The following is a 22,299-nucleotide window of genomic DNA, read 5'->3' as shown; positions in this document are numbered from 1 at the left end:
GCGCCGCGTCATCGATCCCCTGCGCCGGGCCGCCACGCGCCGAACGGCGGGTCCCCCATGGCGATCCGCCGCGCCGCTTCGCTGCCGACGACACCGCGCGGCAAGCCCGCCAGCCGCCAGCCGCCGACGGCATCGCGCGGCAAGCCCGCCAGCCGCCAGCCGCCGACCGCCGACCTCCATGGCGATCCGCCGCGCCAAGGCCGGCTCGCCAGGACTGATGGCCCTGCGCGACGAGCCCCGCCGCGCCGCCGACCCGATCCCTAGCGTTCTGGGCAGTTCCCGACCGCATCTGGTCACCCTTTCCCCGCATCGACCTCTTTCACATTCGCAATCTGCCGTCCCCTCATATTCTGGACGGATATCAGCCATATCCAGCCACGCCTTTCCCCGCCCTTTCCGCCCTTTCCGCCCTCTCCGTCTTTTCCGCCTGCAGCCCTTTCCGCCCTCTCCGTCTTCTCCGCCTGCAGCCCTTTCGCGTCCGCCATTCTCCACCCCCCCCGAGTTCTGGACGGTTTTGCAGGTTTTGGCCCCCGTTTTTGACATCTCTCCGGAGTTCTGTGCGGTTTTTCGCCGTATTGTCTGGCAAAGTGTTTGCAAGGGTAAACTAGCAACCCTCTGACCTGGGGTTTTAAAAACTGCCAGCAACCATACCTGCAATCGTGGCTTCAAAACCGCCCAGAAGATCCTTCGACGCCCCACCGCAGCTCGCTTCGGTGCCCATCAGCGCTCACGACGCCCGCCGCAGCTCGCTTCGGTGCCCATCAGCGCTCACGACGCCCGCCGCAGCCCGTATCGACGCCCGCCGCGATTCTCATCGACCCCGCTGCGGTCCGCCTCGACGCGCACCGCGGTCCAAGCCGACGCCCACCGCATCCCGTGCCGATGCCCACCGCAGCTCATGACGGCGCCCCACCGCGATCCGCTTCGGCACCCATCGCGGCTCACGACGCCCCGCCGCAGCCTGCGCCGACGCACTTTCCGCAAGGTTCGCAACCCCTTTTCGCAAGATCTCGGCAAGGGTTTCGCAAGACGGCGGCATCACACTGTGGAATACCCGCGCATCTCCATGCGCCCATCCGCCGATGACACGAGGTCGCCCATGATCGCTTTATCCCACACTTCCGCCCTTCGGTATTTGCGCAGCCAGTCCGAGATCAAAAGGTTGCCGCCTTCGAAAACGCCTTCCGCCTTCGGCGTCTCGCGGTACGATGCCCCGCGTTTGACGCAGCGGTTCGCCGCGGTCGGCGACGGGACCGTTCACGTACTCGCGACCGAGCAGCGAAGGCGTCGCTCCATCGGCTCCATAACGTGCCACCTTGCCGAGAAAATCCCGCCGAACGGCTTCGTCCACGTCGAGGGCGATATCTTTTGCAGCGCGCCTGAGCTGTGCTTTCTGCAGATGGCGCGCGTGCTGCCTCTTCTGCAGCTGGTCAAACTCGGGTTCGAGCTGTGCGGCTGTTATTCCCTCGCGCCCGACGGGCGTGCAATCGACCAACCAGCGCTCACCTCGAAGGACAAAATCGGCGACTTCCTCGGAAGCGCTAAAGGCGCGCGCGGCGTTGCGCGGGCCCGACAGGCCCTGACGCATGTCGCGGAGGGATCAGCCTCCCCAAGGGAGACCGCGCTGGCCATGCTGCTTTGCATGCCGCCATGCTGGGGAGGCTATGGCTTTTCGAAGCCGCAGATGAACTACCCCGTTTGCGCGCCAGATCCGCGAAGGGCGCATGGCGTGCGGCAGTTTTATTGCGACCTGTTCTGGCCGAGCTGGAACCTTGCGGTCGAATACGACAGCAAGGCGCACCATAGCGATGAGCGCAAAATCGTCGAGGACCAGACGCGAGCCACCATCTTGACGTCGCTTGGGATCAGCGTGATCTCGCTCCGCGCACAGCAAGTCGACGACCCGGTCCGCTTCGAGCACGCCGCTTCCGCCATCGCCGCGCACCGCAAGCGGAAGCGGCCCCTGCCCAAGCCCGATGCGATTCAGCAAGATATCCTGCGTGAGTTCACGCTGAACAGCGCATTCGACATTCGCTAAGGATGCGTCGGCACTATCAGCGCCGCGGTCCGAGCGGCCGAAGACGGACGAAGCACGGGGCTCGGACGGAAGAAGCCAGCTCGACAGGCGGCAAGCTCGGGCAGAGGAAGCTGCGCAAGGGACGAGGATTCAGGAAAGGAGATCGGCACGATGGGCGGGGCCCAGACGGAAGGAGCTGAACACCGGGCAGCGAGTTCGAGCGGAAAGGGCCAACACGACAGACGGAGTTCGGGCTAGAGAAGCCAGCTCAATGGACGGACTGGGTAGACCAACCAGGGCATCGAGCGACGAACCCGGACGAAGGCAACAACACAATGGGCAGCGGATTCAAGCGTATATAGCCGTGCGAGGAATGGCGAGGCCGGGCGGAAGAAGCCAGCGCGAAGGACTCGGATGGAAAGAACCGCGCGAGCGCCGAGCCGGGCGAAACGAAGCGAACGCGCCCTCGCCCGCGACGGGGGCTTGCGCAGAAGGGGGGCAGCGGGACGAACCGGGCTCGGGCGACCGCATTGGGGACTGCTTGATCTTCTGGGCGGTTTTGCAGGCGAAAACAGCGAATAGCGCCCTTTGCCGCGTGCGTTTCCCCAGGTCAGAAATATTCGACACAGAATAGCCCCTCGAAAACCGCCCAGAAGTTCGGAGTAACGTCAAATTTGGGTCCATTTTTCTGCAAAAGGGCCCAGAAGACGGGGGGCACGGCAAGTGCGCCACGGAGGCAGCTCCAGGAGCCACAAAAAAACGGCGCCGAGAAAAGCATGAGCGCGGCTCAAAACAGTGTCGACATCTTGCATTGTCGGTACTGCGCATTGCCGCCAGATTATATGCGCCGATCGCGGCACTTGACCGTATCGGCCTGCCGCCATACCGGCCGTACGCCCAGACGGCACCGCGAACCCGTCAAGCGCCAGGCGCACACCGCGCCGGCATCGCGATCTTACCGACGGCCTCCAGTTGCACCGGGAGCATATGCCACCCAGAGCCACCTCGCCAGCTCGCCGCCCGCTGGTCCGCCGCATCGCCTGGCAGACGCACCGACCTGCACGCTTTGCCGACGTTGCAGGCCCGCTGCGCCGAGCGCCCCGCCGCCGGCCAATGGCTCGCTTGCCCCGCGCGGTGCCAACCTACCCGCCGGACCGCCGTGCGCCGGGCGGCGGATCCTCATGGCAATTCACCGCCCCGCTGGCCAGCGGCTCGTCCGCTGCGTTTGCTCGCGGCGATAACTTGCTTTCTGGTTTACCAATAACCCGGTATTCTGCGGCTTTGATATTATGGTGCAGGCGGTAAGTTTCAGCAGGCGAACGGCACCAACTCCGCCGCACAACCGCACATACCCGTCCCGCCCGCGCGGGACGCTCAATCCGGAAAGGACCGATTCATGCCAATCAGGATTCCCGACCAGCTGCCCGCGACCGAGCAGCTGGAAAGCGAGAACATCTTCGTCATGACCGAGCATCGAGCCGTGCATCAGGACATCCGCCCGCTGCGCGTGCTGCTGCTCAACCTCATGCCGAAGAAGATCGAGACGGAAACGCAGATCATGCGCAAGCTGTCCAACACCCCGCTGCAGATCGAGGTGGAGCTGCTGCACACCATCTCCCACGAATCGCGCAACGTCTCCCAGGAGCACCTTAAGACGTTCTATCGCTCGTTCGACCAGGTCAAAGACAACCGCTACGACGGCATGATCATCACCGGCGCGCCCGTCGAGCTGCACGAGTTCGAGGACGTCGACTACTGGGACGAGCTGTGCCGCATCATGAAGTGGTCCACCACCAACGTGCACTCCACGCTGCACATCTGCTGGGGCGCGCAGGCCGGCATCTTCTACCACTACGGCATCCAGAAGCACGAGTTACCGAAGAAGCTCTCCGGCGTGTTCAACCATGACGTGCTGAAACCCTCCAGCCCGCTGGTGCGCGGATTCGACGACCGCTTCTGGGCGCCGCACTCCCGTCACACCACCGTGTACGCCGAGGACATCGAGGCGGACCCTCGCCTGGAGATCATCGCGCAGTCCGATGAGGCCGGCGTGTACATCGCCAAGAGCACCGACAGCCGTCACTTCTTCGTGTTCGGCCACCCCGAGTACGACACCGGCACGCTGCGCGCCGAGTACGAGCGCGACGTGAACAAGGGCATGGACGTCCCCGTGCCGGCCCACTACTTCCCCAACGACGACCCCTCGCAGGAGCCGGTCAGCACGTGGCGCGCGCACGCGCAGCTGCTGTACACGAACTGGCTGAACTACTACGTGTACCAGACCACGCCTTACGACCTGAGCGACTTGGGCGCCGACGAATAGCGAAGCGCCATGCCGAAGCACTACACCATCAAGCCGCAGGTCACCCCTTTGCCCGGCAAAGCCGGCAAAGGGCCGTCGGCTGAAGCGGGACGGCAGTCGGCGAAGGAGGGCGCAGCGCCCGGGTCCGCATCCGAGCAACCCGCCAACGACCCCTTCATCCGCGCCGAGAACGAGGACGACGACGGCTACGACCCCTACTCGGACCGCCCGCCCACACCCGAGCCACTGTTCCAGGAAAACCCTTGGGATTAGGGAAGGCAAACCTCGAAGAAAATCAGACCAGCCAAGAAATAGCGACGGGCCCGGAACGAACGACCGTTCCGGGCCCGTCGGTTTTAATCAGAGAATCGGGGAATGCCCCGCCCCGCCTATTTGTTGGCCGTGCCGGCGAAGAGCGGCTGCTCGCTCCAGACGAGGAACTCCTCGACCGTGAGGTCCTCGAAGCTGCTGATCGCGTGCTCGGCGGAGGCTTGCAGGGCGTCCCACGTGCCGGCATCGTCGCTGTCGTATATGCCGAGCGTGCGGTAGCCGGCGCCGCTAAGCGTGCCGATGGCGTATGCGGAATCCTCAACGCCCCAGGTCAGCTGCTTGGACGTTCCCATGATCTCGCGAGCGCGGTCCCACACGTCGGGCTCGCGCTTCGTGGAATGCACGTCTTCCACCGACAGCACGCGCTCGAGATACGGGGCGAACCCGCAGCGCTCGATGCCGGCCAGCAGGTACGGCTTGGGGCTCGAAGAAGCCACCGTCAGATGCGCGCCCGCCTGGGCAAGCCCCTGCACGAACTCGAGCGCGCCGGGACGCGCCTCGGCGCGGTTGCGGTAGAAGTCCAGCATGTACTCGTCAATCATGCCGACCACCTCGCGGTCGCTTTCGCCCAAGCCGAACTTCTCGTGGAAGAACGCGCCGCACTCGGGGATGCTCATAGGGGCCAGCGCCGCCACATCGTCGGCGGTGAGCGTGCCTCCCGCGCGTTCGGCCAGCTCGTTTTGCAGCCCGTGCCACACGCCCATCGAATCGAGCAACGTGCCATCGCAGTCGAACACCACGCCGATCTTGCTTGCGTCCATGACTCATCCTTCCCTTGCGTTTGCCTTCCCCGCAAGCCTAGCAGGAACCGCGCCCGCCCGTCAGAACTGCAGACCAACACCCGAACTTGCCTAAGAACGGCCGCCCCCGAGCGCAAGCGAGCCGCCTCGGATTTCTCTAGGACGATACGTCAGCCCTTCGCCAATAAAGGATCGAGTTCGTGCGTCTCAGTAAAAACGGAGCAAACTCACAGCACATCACCTGACGCGCGGAAGGCATCTACCCCACCCTCCAGAACAACAGCGGCGCCGAACGGTCCATGGCCGTTCGGCGCCGCTGGGCTTCGCTATTCTGTTCGCCCGAAGCGCTCGGGCGCGTTTCGCCTATTCCTTGGCGCCGTACTGCTTGTAGTACTCGTCGATGGCGGCCTTGATGTCGTCGTTGATGACGACCTCGCCCTCGACCTCCTTGTTGTACAGGCACTCGACGACCTCGGCCATGCTGACGATGGAGGCCACGGGGAAGCCGTACTTCTCCTGCACCTCTTTCTGAGCGGTGACCACGCCGCCCTTGCCGACCTCCATGCGGTTCAGGCTGACGATCAGGCCCTTGACCTCGACGTCGGCAGCACCCTTGAGGATGGGGTACGTCTCGTCGATGGACTTACCGGAGGTGGTGACGTCCTCGACCATGATGACACGGTCGCCGTCGTGCAGGTCGGCGCCCAGCAGGTTGCCCTTGTCGGCACCGTGGTCCTTGACCTCCTTGCGGTTGCAGCAGTAGCGCACTTCCTTGCCGTAGAGCTCCTGCAGCGCGATGGCGGTGACCACGGCCAGCGGGATGCCCTTGTAGGCCGGGCCGAACACCACGTCGAAGTCCAGGCCGAAGTTGTCATGGATGGCCTGGGCATAGTACCTGCCCAGACGATGCAGCTGCTCGCCCGTGACGTACGCGCCGGCGTTCATGAAGAACGGGGACTGGCGGCCGCTTTTCAGCGTGAAGCTGCCGAACTTCAAAACATGGCTCTCCACCATGAAGTGGATGAACTCTTCCTTGTACTGCTCCATGAAATCCCCTTTCGCAAAGAAACGGGGCGGGGAAACGATCCCTTTGCCCCGTCTAACCGGCTTCCAGATAAAGTATCAGATTCTCTCCGATTACGCCAACCGCCGGCTTGCGGGCCGGCGGTTGGCAAAGGCGCTTCCGACGCCCATGATGGCCTTGGGGCACGCAGGCGCCGACCCTCAAGTCGCGCCCGCGCAGGCGAAAGGAGAATCAGGGCGTCGGAAGCAACCGGTCGCAAACGAACCCGGCCGCCAACAAGCAGCCGGAACCGCGCTAGTCCTCCACTCGGATGACGCTGGGCTCGGCGCGCAGGACGTCCTCGAGCCCGCCGATCTCCTCGAGCACGCGGCGCACGCTCGCCTCGCTGGCGGTGTGCGTGACGTAGCTGAGGTTCACCGTCTCATGCTGGGCGCTACCGCGCTGCACCACGCTGCGCACGCTGACGCCGTGCTTGGCGAACACGCCGGCCATGGCGGCCAACACGCCGGAACGGTCGGCAACGGAGAAGCGGATGTAGTACTTGGTGCTCAGCTGCTCCATGGGAACGATGGGCAGGTTGTCGGTGCAGGTGCAGCCGACCACCGGCGGGATGCCGAGCGTCATGTGGCGCGCAACCTCCAGCACGTCGCCCATGACCGCCGCGGCGGCAGGACCCGCGCCGGCGCCCTCACCGAAGAACATGGTCTCGCCCACGGCGTCGCCCGTTACGTAGATTGCGTTGAACACGCCGTTGACCTGGGCCATCTGATGGGCCTTCGGCAGCATGGTGGGATGCACGCGCACATCGATGCCCTCGGACGTGCGATGCGCCAGCGCCAGCAGCTTGATGACGTAGCCCATGTCGTCAGCGGTGTCCATGTCAAGCTGCGTGATGTTGCGGATGCCCTCGGTGTAGACATCGTTGAGCTTCACGCGGCTGTTAAAGGCGATAGATGCCAGGATGGCGATCTTCGCAGCGGCGTCGAAACCGTCCACGTCGGCGGTGGGGTCGGCCTCGGCGAAGCCCTTCGCCTGAGCCTCGGCCAGCGCGTCCTCGTAGGACAGGCCGTCGTCGACCATGCGCGTGAGCATGTAGTTGGTGGTGCCGTTCACGATGCCCATGACGGAGGTGATCTCGTTGCTGATGAGCGAGTGCTTCAGCGGCTGGATGATGGGGATGCCGCCGCCGACGCTGGCCTCGAAGCCCACTTCCAGGTCCTTTTCGCGGGCAAGGTCCATGACCTCGTCGCCGAAAGTGGCCATGAGCGCCTTGTTGGCGGTGACCACGTTCTTGCCGGCACGCAGGGCGCCGAGCACCACGTCGCGCGCAGCGGTGGTGCCGCCGATCAGCTCGATGACGATATCGATCTCGGGGTCGTTGATGATGTCGTTGAAGTCCTCAGTGAACAGGTGCAGCACGCCGCGCGCCTCAGCCTGCTCGGGATTGCGCGAGCACACTCGCACCACTTCCATGTCGACGCCCAGATGACGCTTGAAGTCCTCGCGATGGTTGCGCAGGATGTCCAAGCAGCCGCCGCCGACGGTGCCCGTTCCCACGAGTCCAAGTTTAATGGTCATGTCTCCCCCTTCGAAAGGTTGAAAAACTGTGCCCGAAGCGCCGGGCGGGTTTGGGATGGCTTGTTACGGAACAGAGGATACCGCAGGAACGCCGGCGCCGCGCGCCGATGCCGCCCACAGGCCCCTTGGAGCCGGCGAGACGACCGCCGATCCCGCAAAACCCGCGAAAGCGCGGAATATGCGGCGGGCGGTCGGGCTTGCGGCTGCCGGGTGGGCCCCAGCGCCGTGCGAGCCCGACCGCCCGGAAGCGACTAGATGTCGCGGTGGTACAGGTCGGCGTAGGTTTCGCGGCGGGTGACCACGCGGGCCTGGCCGTCCTTCACGAACACGATGCCGGGGCGCGGCTGGCCGTTGTAGTTGCTGGCCATGGTGTAGCAGTATGCGCCGGTGCCGAACACCGCGATGACGTCGCCCAGCTCGGGCGTCTGCAGCGGCATGTCGATGACCACCGCGTCGCCGCTTTCGCAGTGCTTGCCGCACAGCGTGACGATCTCGGTGCGGGGCTGGCCGGCCTTGTTGGCGATGGCGGGCTCGTAATCGGCATGGTAGAGCGCCGTGCGGATGTTGTCGGACATGCCGCCGTCGATGGCCACGTACTTGCGGATGCCGGGCAGCGTCTTCAGGATGCCGACGGTGTACAGCGTAAGGCCCGGGGTTGCCACCAGGCTGCGGCCGGGCTCGACGGCCAGGCGCGGCAGCTTCACGCCCAGGCGCTCGCAGTTCTCGCGGACCGCGTTGACGGTGCACTCGGCGAACTCGTCGATGGTGGAGGGCTTGTCATCGGCCTTGTAGGCGATGCCCAGGCCGCCGCCCATGTCGAGCTCCTCGACCTCGTAGCCGTAGGTTTCCTTCACGCGGGCGATGAACTCGACCATGACCTGCACGGCCTCGGCGAAGGAATGCAGTGCGAAGATCTGCGAGCCGATGTGGCAGTGGAAGCCCGCCAGGCGCACATTCGGGGTCTCGAGCGCATCCTTGACGCACTTGAAGGCGAAGTCATTGAGCATGGTGAAGCCGAACTTGCTGTCCTCGCAGCCCGTGCGGATGTACTCGTGCGTGTCCGCCTCGACGCCGGGGGTGACGCGCATGTAAACATCCTGCGTGACGCCCAGCTCGCCGGCGATTTGGCTGATGCGGCCCAGCTCGATGCGGCTGTCCACCACGATGCGGCCGACGCCCGCCGAGATGGCCTCGCGCAGCTCCTGCGGCGTTTTGTTGTTGCCGTGCACGAACACGCGCTCCATGGGGAAGCCGGCCTGCTGCGCGCACCACAGCTCGCCGCCGCCGGACACGTCGAGGCACAGGCCCTCCTGCGCGACGATGCGCGCGGTTTCCTTATTAAGGAACGCCTTGGAGGCGAAGATGACGTCAGAGTTCTCATAACGGCTGCGGAACGCCTTGAGGTAGGTTTCCATGCGGTTGCGCATGTCGGCCTCGTCCATGACGTAGAGCGCGGTGCCTTCCTTATGGGCGAGCTCCACCATATCGACGCCGCCGACGAACAGGTGGTCGTCGCGCACCTCGGCGGTCATGGGCAGCACGGCGCCCAGCTCCATGGTGGTGCGGTTATCAGGTTGCTTGGTATGATCCGATGGTGCCAAAGACATAGGCGCGCTCGCTTTCTCGCAGTTCCCGGTGTCAAGTTGCAATTGGCAAACTGACGCAGTTCTCAATCCGTTCCATAGTATCAGGCTCGGGCGCGCGCCACTGTGTCAACCTGGTAAATTCGCCTGCAAATAGTAACGGCTCGGCAACCCCGCCGAGCCGTTTGCAGGCACGAAAAAGCCCCCGCTTTCGCGAGGGCTTTGCATATGAGATTGTTTTCCCGCGCAGGTGCGTTTACTTGCGGAAGGACATGTGGGCCAGGCCAGCGGCGATGGCGAACAGCACCACGAATTCGCCCAGGAGCGGCGCCACGGTGCTACCGAACCATGCAAGGCTGATAGCCGGGGTCTGAGCTGCCACCAGGGTGAAACCCGTCAGCGATGCCACAGCCGAAGAAGCGATGGCGCACACCGCGATCGCGATTGCCAGCAGGGCGACGAACCCGACGAGCATGGTAATCGGGGTATGGTTTCCTTGGATCTGTTTCACGTTCGTTGCTGCGTTCATTTTTACCCGTCATCCTTTCTCGCTCGCCTGAATCCGTTTCAGGCTTTGGTCTACTTCACCGTTTGGCAACGTTGGAAATCTGTTCCTTGACAACTTCGTTGCGTTCGGTGTGATTGCCAATCTATCAGGGCTGCGCCAGAAGTGAAGATATCTGTCGTTTTCTTCACGATTCGGACACTTTTCACCAACATTTTGTGCACCTGCACAAAAATACGGTCAATAGAAACCCTCTTAACCGATAGGCTATGTGAATATATGTTTCACCAGGTTATCAGTAGAAAACGGGTTTTTGTCCCGGCGAATCGGCCACTAAAATACTGGCCGATTAATCTACACTCCTTAAGAAAATTGTTCAAGACTATCTTTTTGCTTTTACGTTTTAAAGGGCTTTTTGCAGTGTTCACAGAAGCCCCACCTTGCCTTTACGCGTGCGGTACAATCTGAGTCGCAAAATCATGCCATCGCGGCGACTCCCGCCCGGTCGGCACCGCAAAGACCGTCAACGTCACGCAAGGAGGCCAAAATGGCGAAACCCGAACCGTCCATGGACGAATGGCTCAAGGAAGCGAAGCAGGACCCGAAGGCCGCGCAGTGCGGCATGTTCCTCACGCATAACGGCGTGGTGCGCATCACGCCCAAGGCGCAGGTGCGCGAGGGCGTCGAGGGGCTCGGCGACGTTGCACAGGTCGACTTCAGCTACGATGCCGAAGGCCTTGAGCAGGCCGTCAAGGAGGCGCTCACGTGGCCGGGCGTCTACTATGTGCGCGTGTGGCTCAACGAGGGCGCGCTGAACGTGGGCGATTCGCTCATGTACGTGCTCATCGGCGCCGACATCCGCCCGCGCTGCATCGACGCGCTGCAGCAGCTGGTCGGCAAGATCAAGAACGAGCTGGTGGTGGAGAAGGAAATCTACGCGTAAGCGACCACCGCCGCCGCTGCCAAAGAGAAGCCCATCGGCGTGAACCGATGGGCTTCTCTCCTTATTATGAAGCTAAAGAAACGCCGCGCTTAGCGCTTGCTACGCCTCTTTGCCACGACGGCGACTCCCAGCGCGGAAGCGCCCAGAGCCAAGGCCACAAGGACGCTCGGGGCCTGATCGCCGGTCTCGGCCAGCTCGGTAGCTACTTGCTCCTCTTCGGGCTTGTTGCCGGAATCGTCCTTGGACTTGTCATCGGACTCGTCGTCGGATTCGCCGGCAGAATCCGCCTTAACCTCGTGCGTGTTCGTGATGACGCCTTCGTTACCGACGGTAGCGTTGTCGGTGGTGTAACCATCAACGTCTGCCTGGGTGATCTTGTAGTCGACATCGTGGCGCACGCCCTCATCGTCATAGGCGTACTGGCGGACGCCAGTGTACGTGACGGTATACGTGTCGTCGCCATTGTCCACAACAGCGGGCAGCATATCGGAAGCGACGCCATCGGCGGTAAGCGAGAGAAGCTTGGCATAGTCCTCGGCACTCGGGCGCAGGCCTTCCTCGTCAGAGGAATCCTTCCAAGCGATCGTAGCGCTGACGTCGGTATAAGCAGGGACGATAGTGAGCGTGGCAGGAACGATGCGGATGTAGTTATAGCCGCAGATGTCGTCACCGACCACCATCTTGTAGATGTAGCCATCGCCCAGGTCGACGTCGCCAAGGCCCGTACGGGTATTCGCGCTGTTGCTCGTGGAAGCTGCCGGAATCTGCTCCGGATCGGTCGTATAGGTGACCGCATACTCGCCGGGCTGCTCGCCTGCCTCACGGCTCAGGCTGAAAGCCGAAAGGTCAAGCAGAGTCGTGGGATCGCCGACGAACAGGCTCAAAGTAGCTTCCAAGGTCGGATCGGCTTCACCCTCGACCTTCGTGACGCTCAACTCCTTGAATTCATACAGCGTCAGGATGTTGTGACGCACAATGTTGGAGCCGTTTCCGGCGTAATTGCCGATGAAGTCTATCTTCTCCCAAACGAAACCCGAGCTTGCCATGCCGTCGTCGGTTTCAAGCCAGGTATCGCCGGCGCCCGGGTTTTTACGGTCGCTTTTGAAGCAGAAGGATCGGGTATAATCCGTTCCCTCCACAAGGTCTTTGCCGCTTACGGAGTCCTTGACCGTCGACCTGAAGTGATGGGACTGGCCGTTGTACCATGCGCTCTGAGGACCGGAAACATCGGGCTTCCCATAGCTCTCCGCCTCGTCTGCCCATGCACTTACCGGCATCGCAAGGGAAAGCGAGACTACTAGCGCCAGCGCCACAATGCCCAGTGCTTTTCTGAATCTTTTCATTGATTAACCTCCTCGTCAGATTCAGCTATCCGGATTGCTCCTTTTCGCAATCCCCAACCTATGCTTTGCATCGGCATCGATGCGTACCGATGCAAATCGCCTGTTCCAAAAGCCACCGTTATCGGTTCGTCTACTGCGTTATCGGCGGCTGTAACAGTTGGTTGACCTGGTCCGTTGTCGGCTCGGCGGATTTAGCCTTCTCTGCTGGAGGCCTCAGTCTGGGCTTCTTTCTCCCTTTCCCGTTATCGCCTTGCGTTGCTTGTTTATCGTCTGGTTCGCAATCACGAAAGGACCGGGTCGTAAGAGCCCCGATCAGCTATTTACAACGCTGTATGCATTCGAAAGCTGCCCTCCGTTTTCGGAATGGCATGGCTCGACTTTGATAAGCCCTTCCCGGCTCATGCGCGTGATGGCGCGGTCGATGGTCTTGACGCTGCAGCCCATCAGCTGCGACAACTCCTTTTTCGTTGCCTGCGCCGAACCTGAAATGGTTGTTTGCGCGGCAATATAGCCGAGCAGACGCTCCTGAGTAGGAGTTAGCGATATATCACCCTCATGTATCTTGCGCATATGTGCCTTTCCGCGCATACGTTGTTGTATATACGGGCGTAAGCAAATGCAGACATTACTTGAGTGGTCGGCTATATTAATTTCATTGAGCGAGTGAAAAGAAACGGCCTGATAAAGCGTTTTGCACTCCGAAACGAGTAACGCTTTATCAGGCCGAGGGGGCTGTAAGTAAACGTCTAGATTATTTGCCAACATCCGAATTCGGTATTGGCAAACGATACGATTCTTGCTATGAACGCATCGATTTGTGAGGGATTGTGACGTCCGCGGGGCGCTGCTTGGCCCACTTCAAGAACGTCGTATGCGAAACTCCCAACGATTCCGCTGCTTGCCGGCTGTTCAAACAGCCGTCTTCCCATTTGCGGCACACCGCATCGAACTCTTCGGGCACGGCTAGCGCCGGTCGCCCCAGCTTCACGCCGCGTGCGCGCGCCGCCGCGATTCCCTCCGCCTGGCGCTGCCGGATGTTGTCGCGTTCCACGTGCGCCACGTAGCTGAGCAATTCCAGCACGATGTCGGCGATCAGCTTCCCCGTCACCCCGTGGCCGGACGTCGAGCGCGTGTCGAGCAGCGGCATGTCCAGCACCACGATGTCGATGCTCTTTTGTTTGGTGAGCATGCGCCACTGGCCGAGTATCTCGTCGTAGTTGCGGCCAAGGCGGTCGATGCTCTTCACTACGAGCACGTCGCCAGGCTGCAGACGCTCGATCAGCGATCGGTACCCGGGGCGATCGAAGTTTCGCCCGCTCAGGTAATCGACGAACACGGATTCCCCCGAAACGCCAACGGCGGATAGGGCATCCAGCTGCCTGTTCAGGTTTTGATCCTTGCTTGATACCCTTGCGTATCCATACATGGTCATGACTCGCTCCTTTCTGCGCCCGAAAGCGCACCAAGAACGGTCGGCATCGGCCAGTCTACCTATATAACGTTCGAGCACAAGCGAATCTCGCGTACGTTGCGGAACGGTTGACGGCTCGAACCCCAATCGTGACGCCAAGACCAACCTAGCCACCGCAGCTGCATATAGCGCTTCGAGTGTACCCGCCATTTAGCATCATCAAGAAAGACCCCTCCACGCCCACACCGCCTACGCACCTGCACGATGGTAAAAGGGGCCGAATACGCCACAACCCAAAACGCCCCGCCGGCGAAGGCCGACGGGGCGCTATCGATTCTCGAACGCTGCGCCGGCCGAATGGCCGGCGCATTCGCATGCTAGTCCGTGAAGTACTTCACGCCGCTTTCGAACAGGGGCATGAACTTGTCGCCCGGGACGTTCTTGTACAGACCGTCGCCGCGGCGCTCCACGTGGCCCATCTTGCCGAGCACGCGGCCGTCGGGGCTGGTGATGCCCTCGATGGCCATAACGGAACCGTTGGGGTTCACATCCCAGTCCATGCTGGGCTGGCCGGCCTCGTCAACGTACTGGGTGGCGATGCGGCCCGTGACCTCGAGCTCGTGCTGCAGCTCGGGGCTGCACACGAAACGGCCCTCGCCGTGGCTGATGGCCACGGTATGGATATCGCCGGGCTCGCACTGGGACAGCCAGGGGCTCAGGTTGCTGGCCACGCGCGTGCGCACCAGGCGGCTCTGATGGCGGCCGATGGTGTTGAACGTGAGCGTGGGGCACTCGTCGTCCATGGGACGGATGTCGCCGTACGGCACCAGGCCCAGCTTCACGAGCGCCTGGAAGCCGTTGCAGATGCCCAGCATCAGGCCGTCGCGGTTGAACAGCAGGTCGCGCACGGCCTCGGTGACCTCGGGGGCACGGAAGAACGCCGTGATGAACTTCGCCGAACCGTCGGGCTCGTCGCCGCCGGAGAAGCCGCCGGGCAGCATGATGATCTGGCTGTTCTTGATGGCCTCCACCAGCGCCTTCGTGCTCTCGGCGACCGCCGAGGGCGTGAGGTTGTTGATGACCAGCGTGTCGGCCACGGCGCCCGCCTGCTCGAAGGCGCGAGCGGAATCGTACTCGCAGTTCGTACCCGGGAACACGGGGATGATCACGCGCGGGCGCGCGATGGTGCCGTTGTAGGTGAGCGGCAGACGGTTGTCCACCGTCACCTGCTTCACGGCCTCGCCCTGCTGGCGGTACGGGTACACGCTCTCGATGGCGCCCTCCCATGCCTCCTGCAGCGCGGCCATGTCAAGCTCCTCGCCCGCGGCGGTGAATCGGTAGTCCTCGGTGGTGGCGCCCAGCACGACCACGTCCAGGTTGTCGGTTGCGGCGGGCAGCTGCGCATCGTCGGCCAGCTCCACCAGGAAGCTGCCGTACGCGGGCGCGAACAGCGCGTCGGCGTCGACGTCGTCGAGCTTCACGCCCAGGCCGTTGCCCACGCACATCTTGAACAGCGACTCGGCCATGCAGCCGTAGCCCGGCGCGCACACCGCCAGCGCGGCGCCGCTGCCGATGAGCTCCTGCACGGCATCCATGGCCGCCAGCGCATCCTCGGCCGCGGGCGCGATGCCCTCGGCGTCGTAGCAGCGCGGAGCCACCAGCGCCACGCGATGGCCGGCGCCCTTGAACTCGGGGGACGTCACGCGGCCGACCTTGCCCACCGCCGTGGCGAACGACACGAGCGTAGGCGGCACGTCGAGCTGCTCGAAGCTGCCGGACATGGAGTCCTTGCCGCCGATGGAGCCGATGCCCAGGTCGACCTGCGCCATGAGCGCGCCCAGCACGGCAGCCGTGGGCTTGCCCCAGCGCTTCGCGTCGCCGCGCAGGCTTTCGAAGTACTCCTGGAACGTCAGGTACATGTCCTGGCGCTTGAAGCCGGCCGCCACCAGGCGCGCGACCGATTCGACCACGGCCACGTAGGAGCCGGTGAACTGGTCGGCCTCAGTGAGGTCGGGGTGGAAGCCCCAGGCCATGCCACTGCACGGGGTGGTCTCGCCGCCCACGGGCAGCTTGGCGACCATGGCCTGCGCCGGCGTCAGCTGGTTCTTGCCGCCGAAGGGCATGAGCACCGTGGCCGCGCCGATGGTGGAGTCGAAGCGCTCGGACAGGCCCTTGTTCGAGCACACGTTCAGGTCGGTGACCAGGGAGTTCATGCGCTGCGCAAGGGTGTCGCCTTCCCACGTGCGCTCATAGGCGCCCGCCTGGCCCACATGCACGGCCTGCTGCTTCGGCGCGCCGTTGCTTGCCAGGAACTCGCGGCTGAGGTCGATGATGGCGCTGTCGTTCCACATGACGCGCACGCGCGCATCGTCGGTGACCTCGGCGACCACGGTAGCCTCGAGGTTCTCCTCGCGCGCATAGCGCAGGAACTCGTCCACGTCGGAGGCGGCGATGGCGCAGGCCATGCGCTCCTGCGACTCGGAGATGGCCAGCTCGGTGCCATCGAGGCCCTCGTACTTCTTCGGCACCTTGTTCAGGTTGATGCGCAGGCCGTCGGCCAGCTCGCCGATGGCAACGGACACGCCACCCGCGCCGAAGTCGTTGCAGCGCTTGATGAGGCGCGTGGCCTCGCCGCGGCGGAACAGGCGCTGGATCTTGCGCTCCTCGGGCGGGTTGCCCTTCTGCACCTCGGCGCCGCAGTGCTCCAGCGACTCCAGGTTGTGCTCCTTGGAGCTGCCCGTGGCGCCTCCGATGCCGTCACGGCCGGTGCGGCCGCCCAGCAGCACCACCACGTCGCCCGCCTCGGGCGTCTCGCGGCGCACGTGGTCGGCCGGCGTTGCGGCGACAACGGCGCCAATCTCCATGCGCTTGGCCACGTAGCCGGGATGATACAGCTCGTTGACCTGGCCGGTTGCCAGGCCGATCTGGTTACCGTAGCTGGAATAGCCGGCAGCGGCCGTGGTGACCAGCTTGCGCTGAGGCAGCTTGCCGGGCAGCGTCTCGGACACGGGCGCCAGCGGGTTGGCGGCGCCGGTGACGCGCATGGCCTGGTACACGTAGCTGCGGCCCGACAAGGGGTCGCGGATGGCGCCGCCCAGGCACGTTGCCGCGCCGCCGAACGGCTCGATCTCGGTGGGGTGGTTGTGCGTCTCGTTCTTGAACAGGTACAGCCAGTCCTGCTCCTCGCCGTCGACGTCGACCTTGCACTTCACGGTGCAGGCGTTGATCTCCTCGGACTCGTCCAGACCCGTGAGCACGCCCTTGGACTTGAGCCACTTCGCGCCGATGGTGCCCATATCCATAAGGCAGACGGGCTTGGCCTGGCGACCCAGCTCGTTGCGCATGTCCATGTACTGATCGAAGGCGGCCTGCACGCGCGGGTCGTCGATGGCCACGTCGGTCATCTCGGTGCCGAACGTGGTGTGGCGGCAGTGATCGGACCAGTAGGTATCGATCATCTTGATCTCGGTGATGGTGGGGCAACGGCCTTCGCTCTGGAAGTACTGCTGGCAAAACGCCAGGTCGGCCTCGTCCATGGCCAGCTCGCGGTCGGCGATGAACTGCGCCAGGCCGGCGGCGTCAAGGTCGAGGAAGCCCTCGAGCACCTCGACGGGCTCGGGCTGGGGCTGCGCCATGGCCAGCGTGTCGCGCTGCTCAAGCGACGCCTCGCGAGCCTCGATGGGGTTGATGACGTAATGCTTGATGGCCTGGACGTCCTGGTCGGACAGCGGGCCGGACAGCAGGTACACCTTCGCGCTGCGGACCTCGGGGCGCTCGCCCTGGCTGATGAGCTGGATGCACTCGCTTGCCGAAGCCGCGCGCTGGTCGAACTGGCCGGGCAGGAACTCCACGGCGAACACCTGCGCGCCGTCGGCCTGGGGAAGCTCGGCCGAGGCGACATCGACCTGGGGCTCGCTGAACACCGTGGGAACGCACTGATCGAACAGCTCCTGCGAGATGCCCTCCACGTCGTAGCGGTTCACCAGGCGCAAACCCTCGAGCGAGGTGATGCCCAGGATGCTGCGCAGCTCGTGCGCCAGCTGCTGGGCCTCAACGTCGAAGCCGGGCTTCTTCTCCACATAGATGCGGGAAACCATGGACGTCCTTCCTAGTCGTATGTGCGGATGGCGCGCCATCCGCGATCGTGCGGGACAAGGGCGACGGCCCTGCCCCGCTTCCTTCCTAAAATGCAAGCGGGCACCGCGCGGGCACCCGTTTGTTTTCCGTCTTGCTGGGCCGAGACGGGCTGACGGCCTGCTTGGCCGTGCCTACTCGTCCTTCTTCTTTTTGCCGAAGCCGAACAGGCCCTTCTTCTGGGGCTCGGGCTCGGCGGGCTGCTCTGCCGCCTGCTTCTCGGCGGCGCGCTGCTGCGCCTTGGCCTTCTTCTCGGCGGCGCGCATCTCCTTGGTGGGATGGTTGAGCACCTCGTCGGCGTACTTCTGGCGGGCCTTGCGGCACTTGCCCATGTCGATGTAGAGGGCGGCGATGATGAACACGTAGGCCAACGCCAGGGTGACGTACATGATGGGCGCGGGCATGCCGAGGTTGTTGCCGGCGAAGCTGACCACGGTCAGGACGATGGCCAGGATCAGGCACACCCACCAGATCTTGCGCAGGCGCTTGTACTCGGCGGTAGGCGGGTTGTAGAACTGGCGATCGCGCTCGGCGTCCTTGGCGCGCTGCTGCTTGCGCTCGGCCTTCTTCTGCTGAGGCGTCTTCTTCGTGGACTGGATGCGCACCGAGGATGCGGCCTTGGAAACCGGCTTCGCGGAAGCGGCCGACTTGCGCGTGGCGCCCTTGCGGTCCTCGGATTGGTAGCGCTCATTCATGGGGTTGCGTTGTGTCATTCTCACTCCTTCGCCCGCCTGCCGGCAGGCGAACCTTCTTCTGCTGCGGTCGCGTGCGGCGCCCCGCATCTCCTTCGGCACGCGGCCCGGCTTGACGCCGGCGCCGCATGCCTGGGGCCGATCCGGGGCGCCGCATGCGCCCTTGCGAACCTGTACTGCTTATGCGGCCCTGCCGGGCTTGGGGCTAGAACTCGAACTTCTTGCCGGAGATCTTCTCGTACGCCGCGATGTACTTCTGGCTGGTGCGCTCGATGACCTCCTGAGGCAGATGCGGCGGGTTGCCCTGGCGGTCCCAGTTGGCGTTGAGCCAGTCGCGCACGTACTGCTTGTCGAAGCTGGCCTGGTCACGGCCCGGCTCGTAGGCGTCGCCCGGCCAGAAGCGGCTGGAGTCGGGCGTGAGCACCTCGTCGGCCAGGATGATCTGGCCGTCGATGACGCCGAACTCGAACTTCGTGTCGGCGATGATGATGCCGTTCTCGGCGGCATGGTCGCGGGCGACGGAGTACACCTTGATGGCCAGGTCGCGCAACTGCGTGGCGGCGTCCTCGCCGAGGATCTGCGCGCAGCGCTCGAAGCTGATGTTCTCATCGTGGTCGCCGATCTCGGCCTTCGTGGAGGGCGTGAAGATGAGCTCGGGGAGCTTGGAGGAGTTCACCAGGCCCTCGGGCAGCTGGATGCCGCACACGGTGCCCTGCTTCTGGTACTCCTTCAGGCCGCTGCCGGCAAGGTAGCCGCGCACGATGCACTCGACGGGGAACATCTCGGCCTTCTTCACCAGCATGAAGCGGCCGCGCAGGTAGTCGGCGTAGGGCTTAAACCGCTCGGGCAGGTCGGCCACGTCGGCGCTGATCAGATGGTTGCCGATGACGTCCTTGAGCTGCTCGAGCCAGAACAGCGAGATTTGCGTGAGCACCGCGCCCTTGTGCGGGATCTCGTCCTCCAGGATGTAATCGAACGCCGAGATGCGGTCGGTGGCCACCATCAGCAGCTTGTCGCCCAGGTCGTAGATGTCGCGCACCTTGCCCTGTGCGTCCGGCTTGATATCGATTCCGCTCATGCCTGCTTATCCTTTCCCCATGAGAGTTGCGCCGGGCGCGGACGGCGCCCGGCCGGCATTTGCGCGCCGTTTGCGGCGTGACTGTAACGTTGCCATTATCGTCTATTTTCCGTCGTCGTGCGACCGTCCGAACGGTATCCCCGTTTTCTGCGCATGTTGCTGCGCGCGCTGCTGCTCCTTCTGCTGGCGCTGCGCCTCGCGCTGCTGCTGGCGCTGCTGCATTTGCTGCTCGCGCTGCTGTTGTTGCTGCTGGCGCTGCTGCTGGCGCTGCTCGCGCTGCTCGTCGCCCTCGTAGTACAGCGGCAGGTTGATGGTGAAGCAGGCGCCCACGCCCTTCTCGCCCTCGACGTCCACGTAGCCGTTGTGGCGGTCGACGATCTCCTTGACCACGGAAAGGCCGATACCCAGGCCGCCGCTCTCGCGCGTGCGGCCGGCGTCCGCGCGCCAGAAGCGGGAGAACACCATCTTCGCCTCGTCGGGCGACAGGCCGATGCCCGTGTCGCGCACCGCGATGGCGCACATGCCCTCGTGGCTGGAAACGCTGACGGTAATGGTGCCGCCCTCGGGGGTGTAGCGCACCGCGTTGGAGATGAGGTTGGCCGTGGCCTGACGGATCATGTCCGCGTCGCCGCGCACGCGCACGCCGCGCTCCACCTCGTAGATGAGCTTGAGGCCCGAGTCGGTCACGTAGGCATCGTGCGTGGCGATGATGCCGCTGATGAGGTCGCCCACCTCAAGCACCTCCTTCTTCATGGGCGTGCTGCGATTCTCCAGGCGCGAGAGCTTCAGGATGGCGTCGACCAGGCGGCTTAGGCGTTTGACCTCGCCGTTCACCGTTTCAAGGCGCTCCTCATCGGCCTCGAACACGCCATCGACCATGGCCTCGACCGTTGCCTGGATGGCCATGAGCGGCGTGCGCAGCTCGTGCGCGACGTCGGTGGTGAGGCGGCGTTCGAGCTTGCGGTCGCGCTCGATGGAGTCGGCCATCTCGTCGAAGGTCATGCCCAGGCGCGCGATCTCGTCCTCGCCGCGGATGCCCGTGCGCGCCGACAGGTCGCCTTCCTTGATGGCGCGGGCGGTCTGCGCCATGGTGTTGACGGGGCGGACCAGGGTGCGCGCGAACAGGAAGCCGATGCACGACGCCAGCACGATGGCCAGCACCGTGGCGAAGACCATGGCCTGATAGGAGTTGTTTGAGAACTGCTCGTCGGCCTGCGTGAGCAGGGTTTCGCTTCCGTACACCCAGATGCGCACAGATCCCACGGCCGCGCCGCCGTACTCGATGGGCGCGCTGGCGAACTGCTGGCTGGCGCTGGCAGGCGGCGCCAGCGTGCGCCCGCTGTTGGAGTTCGACGACATGCCCGCGCCCGATTCGCTTCGGGACGACCCCGTGCCGTCGTCGATGGTGACCGCCGAGGAATCGTACACGGCCTTGCCCGTGGTGTTGTCGATGACGGCCACGCCCACGCCGCTGTTCAGGCTTTCGGCATACTTCGCCACCGCCTCGACCTGCGGGTCGTGCAGGGTGTGGGAGGTGTCGTACACCTCCTCGATGCGCGTTGCCGTGCTTTCGGCGAGCGACTCCATGTTCTCCTGCGTGTAGGTATGGAAGTGCTGCTGCCACACGAACGACAGCACGCCGATCGCCACCATGGCGGTCATGGCAGCGATCAGGGCGAACGCCATGGTCATGCGCGTGGTGTACGTCAGGCTGTTCCACCAGTTCACCACGCCCTGATACGGCTTGCGCCTTTTCTTTTCCTCGGAGGGGCGCTCAACCACGACCGGCCCCGTGGTGGCGGAGCCGGTCGAAGGAGCGTCTTGCGTTGTATCGGTATCGGTATCCACGTGGGCTCGCGGCCTTTCTTCTGGGAAGGGAGGCGCGGCCGAGCGCTGGCGGCCGCGCGGCGGCTAGCTTACTGACCCTGCTTGGTGGGGTCTTCGAAGCGGTAGCCCACGCCGTGCACGGTGTGCAGCCACTTGGGGTTGCGCGGGTTGTCGCCGATCTTGGCGCGCAGATTCTTCACATGGGAGTCGATGGTGCGCTCGTAGCCCTCGAAGTCGTAGCCGAGCACCTTCTCGACCAGCTCCATGCGCGAGTACACGCGGCCCGGGTAGCGGGACAGCGTGGTGAGCAGCTTGAACTCGCTGGCCGTGAGGTCGATCTCCTTGCCGGAGACCATGACCTTGTGGCCGGACACGTCGATGGTGAGCTCGCCGAACTCGAGCACCTCGCGCTGGGGCTCGGAATCGGCGTGCACGCGGCGCAGCAGCGCACGGGCGCGGGCGACCAGCTCGCGCGGGCTGAACGGCTTGACCAGATAGTCGTCGGCGCCCAACTCCAGGCCGATGATGCGGTCCTCGACCTCGCCCTTGGCGGTGAGCATGATGATGGGCACGTCGGAGTTGTCGCGGATGGCGCGGCAGACACGCTCGCCCGGGACGCGCGGGAGCATGAGGTCGAGGATGACCAGGTCGAAGTGGTGCTTGGAGAATTCCTCCAGCGCCTCCTGGCCGTCGCCGACGGCGGTTACCCAATAGTTCTCGCGCTCAAGATATGCGGTTACGGCATCGCGGATGGCCTTCTCGTCCTCCACCAGCAGGATGCGCCTGGTTTCG

The 22,299-nt window shown here is 64.1% G+C and carries 17 protein-coding genes; 4 read left to right on the top strand and 13 right to left on the bottom strand.

Annotated features, from left to right (window positions below; all coding sequences use genetic code 11):
- The first annotated feature begins 1,219 nt into the window (after positions 1-1,219).
- The 3 genes from Q0H50_RS02875 (at position 1,220) to Q0H50_RS02865 (ending at position 4,592) form a co-directional block, all read left to right on the top strand.
- On the top strand, positions 1,220-2,038 hold the full coding sequence (locus tag Q0H50_RS02875; RefSeq protein ID WP_294419171.1) for a hypothetical protein: 819 nt from the start codon (positions 1,220-1,222) through the stop codon (positions 2,036-2,038).
- A 1,375-nt stretch (positions 2,039-3,413) separates the two neighbouring features.
- Positions 3,414-4,340, top strand: a complete 927-nt coding sequence (gene metA, locus Q0H50_RS02870; protein WP_294419168.1) for a homoserine O-succinyltransferase — start codon at positions 3,414-3,416, stop codon at positions 4,338-4,340.
- Between the two features lie 9 nt (positions 4,341-4,349).
- Positions 4,350-4,592: a hypothetical protein gene (locus Q0H50_RS02865; protein ID WP_294419166.1), complete on the top strand. Its 243-nt coding sequence runs from the start codon at positions 4,350-4,352 to the stop codon at positions 4,590-4,592.
- A gap of 116 nt (positions 4,593-4,708) precedes the next feature.
- On the opposite strand, the gene Q0H50_RS02860 is transcribed toward Q0H50_RS02865, so the two are convergent.
- The 5 genes from Q0H50_RS02860 to Q0H50_RS02840 form a co-directional block, all read right to left on the bottom strand.
- The gene (locus Q0H50_RS02860) at positions 4,709-5,410 is read right to left on the bottom strand and encodes an HAD family phosphatase (RefSeq protein WP_294419163.1); all 702 of its coding nucleotides are present in this window, start codon (positions 5,408-5,410) and stop codon (positions 4,709-4,711) included.
- Positions 5,411-5,752: 342 nt separating this feature from the next.
- Positions 5,753-6,436, bottom strand: a complete 684-nt coding sequence (pyrE, locus tag Q0H50_RS02855; RefSeq protein ID WP_294419161.1) for an orotate phosphoribosyltransferase — start codon at positions 6,434-6,436, stop codon at positions 5,753-5,755.
- Positions 6,437-6,707: 271 nt separating this feature from the next.
- Positions 6,708-7,991, bottom strand: a complete 1,284-nt coding sequence (locus Q0H50_RS02850; RefSeq protein WP_294419159.1) for a homoserine dehydrogenase — start codon at positions 7,989-7,991, stop codon at positions 6,708-6,710.
- Positions 7,992-8,242: 251 nt separating this feature from the next.
- The gene (gene lysA, locus Q0H50_RS02845; RefSeq protein WP_294419155.1) at positions 8,243-9,598 is read right to left on the bottom strand and encodes a diaminopimelate decarboxylase; all 1,356 of its coding nucleotides are present in this window, start codon (positions 9,596-9,598) and stop codon (positions 8,243-8,245) included.
- 232 nt (positions 9,599-9,830) lie between these two features.
- The gene (locus tag Q0H50_RS02840) at positions 9,831-10,103 is read right to left on the bottom strand and encodes a hypothetical protein (protein ID WP_294419153.1); all 273 of its coding nucleotides are present in this window, start codon (positions 10,101-10,103) and stop codon (positions 9,831-9,833) included.
- Positions 10,104-10,626: 523 nt separating this feature from the next.
- On the opposite strand from Q0H50_RS02840, the gene Q0H50_RS02835 reads away from it, so the two are divergent.
- Positions 10,627-11,022 (top strand): molybdenum cofactor biosynthesis protein MoaE, encoded by a 396-nt coding sequence (locus Q0H50_RS02835; RefSeq protein ID WP_294419151.1) that lies wholly within the window; start codon positions 10,627-10,629, stop codon positions 11,020-11,022.
- A gap of 89 nt (positions 11,023-11,111) precedes the next feature.
- Here the strand turns inward: Q0H50_RS02835 and Q0H50_RS02830 are convergent, their stop codons facing one another.
- The 8 genes from Q0H50_RS02830 to Q0H50_RS02795 all read right to left on the bottom strand — a co-directional run.
- Positions 11,112-12,365, bottom strand: a complete 1,254-nt coding sequence (locus tag Q0H50_RS02830) for an MBG domain-containing protein (protein ID WP_294419148.1) — start codon at positions 12,363-12,365, stop codon at positions 11,112-11,114.
- Positions 12,366-12,677: 312 nt separating this feature from the next.
- Positions 12,678-13,130, bottom strand: coding sequence for a hypothetical protein (locus Q0H50_RS02825; protein ID WP_294419146.1), 453 nt, complete (start codon positions 13,128-13,130; stop codon positions 12,678-12,680).
- A 34-nt stretch (positions 13,131-13,164) separates the two neighbouring features.
- Positions 13,165-13,797 carry a recombinase family protein gene (locus tag Q0H50_RS02820; protein ID WP_294419143.1) on the bottom strand — a complete coding sequence of 211 codons (633 nt, stop codon included), beginning with the start codon at positions 13,795-13,797 and terminating at the stop codon, positions 13,165-13,167.
- Between the two features lie 356 nt (positions 13,798-14,153).
- Positions 14,154-17,873 (bottom strand): phosphoribosylformylglycinamidine synthase, encoded by a 3,720-nt coding sequence (locus Q0H50_RS02815; RefSeq protein ID WP_294419141.1) that lies wholly within the window; start codon positions 17,871-17,873, stop codon positions 14,154-14,156.
- 171 nt (positions 17,874-18,044) lie between these two features.
- On the bottom strand, positions 18,045-18,623 hold the full coding sequence (locus Q0H50_RS02810) for a hypothetical protein (protein ID WP_294419139.1): 579 nt from the start codon (positions 18,621-18,623) through the stop codon (positions 18,045-18,047).
- 184 nt (positions 18,624-18,807) lie between these two features.
- Positions 18,808-19,680 carry a phosphoribosylaminoimidazolesuccinocarboxamide synthase gene (locus Q0H50_RS02805; protein WP_294419138.1) on the bottom strand — a complete coding sequence of 291 codons (873 nt, stop codon included), beginning with the start codon at positions 19,678-19,680 and terminating at the stop codon, positions 18,808-18,810.
- Positions 19,681-19,782: 102 nt separating this feature from the next.
- Positions 19,783-21,528: a HAMP domain-containing sensor histidine kinase gene (locus tag Q0H50_RS02800; RefSeq protein ID WP_294419136.1), complete on the bottom strand. Its 1,746-nt coding sequence runs from the start codon at positions 21,526-21,528 to the stop codon at positions 19,783-19,785.
- A 68-nt stretch (positions 21,529-21,596) separates the two neighbouring features.
- A partial coding sequence (locus Q0H50_RS02795) for a response regulator transcription factor (RefSeq protein ID WP_294419134.1) occupies positions 21,597-22,299 on the bottom strand: 703 nt, incomplete at its 5' end.

It is taken from the genome of uncultured Senegalimassilia sp., assembly GCF_934632265.1.
Taxonomy (GTDB): domain Bacteria; phylum Actinomycetota; class Coriobacteriia; order Coriobacteriales; family Eggerthellaceae; genus Senegalimassilia.
The sequence above is the reverse complement of the archived record's forward strand: the minus strand, read 5'-3'. Positions and strand labels throughout refer to the sequence as shown.

What these genes read in the sequence shown, in the direction of transcription:
- metA (WP_294419168.1), top strand. Translation starts at nt 3,414, where the DNA reads ATGCCAATCAGGATTCCCGACCAGCTGCCCGCGACCGAGCAGCTGGAA.
- Q0H50_RS02865 (WP_294419166.1), top strand. Translation starts at nt 4,350, where the DNA reads ATGCCGAAGCACTACACCATCAAGCCGCAGGTCACCCCTTTGCCCGGC.
- Q0H50_RS02860 (WP_294419163.1), bottom strand. Translation starts at nt 5,410, where the DNA reads ATGGACGCAAGCAAGATCGGCGTGGTGTTCGACTGCGATGGCACGTTG.
- pyrE (WP_294419161.1), bottom strand. Translation starts at nt 6,436, where the DNA reads ATGGAGCAGTACAAGGAAGAGTTCATCCACTTCATGGTGGAGAGCCAT.
- Q0H50_RS02850 (WP_294419159.1), bottom strand. Translation starts at nt 7,991, where the DNA reads ATGACCATTAAACTTGGACTCGTGGGAACGGGCACCGTCGGCGGCGGC.
- lysA (WP_294419155.1), bottom strand. Translation starts at nt 9,598, where the DNA reads ATGTCTTTGGCACCATCGGATCATACCAAGCAACCTGATAACCGCACC.
- Q0H50_RS02840 (WP_294419153.1), bottom strand. Translation starts at nt 10,103, where the DNA reads ATGAACGCAGCAACGAACGTGAAACAGATCCAAGGAAACCATACCCCG.
- Q0H50_RS02835 (WP_294419151.1), top strand. Translation starts at nt 10,627, where the DNA reads ATGGCGAAACCCGAACCGTCCATGGACGAATGGCTCAAGGAAGCGAAG.
- Q0H50_RS02830 (WP_294419148.1), bottom strand. Translation starts at nt 12,365, where the DNA reads ATGAAAAGATTCAGAAAAGCACTGGGCATTGTGGCGCTGGCGCTAGTA.
- Q0H50_RS02825 (WP_294419146.1), bottom strand. Translation starts at nt 13,130, where the DNA reads ATGTTGGCAAATAATCTAGACGTTTACTTACAGCCCCCTCGGCCTGAT.
- Q0H50_RS02820 (WP_294419143.1), bottom strand. Translation starts at nt 13,797, where the DNA reads ATGACCATGTATGGATACGCAAGGGTATCAAGCAAGGATCAAAACCTG.
- Q0H50_RS02815 (WP_294419141.1), bottom strand. Translation starts at nt 17,873, where the DNA reads ATGGTTTCCCGCATCTATGTGGAGAAGAAGCCCGGCTTCGACGTTGAG.
- Q0H50_RS02810 (WP_294419139.1), bottom strand. Translation starts at nt 18,623, where the DNA reads ATGACACAACGCAACCCCATGAATGAGCGCTACCAATCCGAGGACCGC.
- Q0H50_RS02805 (WP_294419138.1), bottom strand. Translation starts at nt 19,680, where the DNA reads ATGAGCGGAATCGATATCAAGCCGGACGCACAGGGCAAGGTGCGCGAC.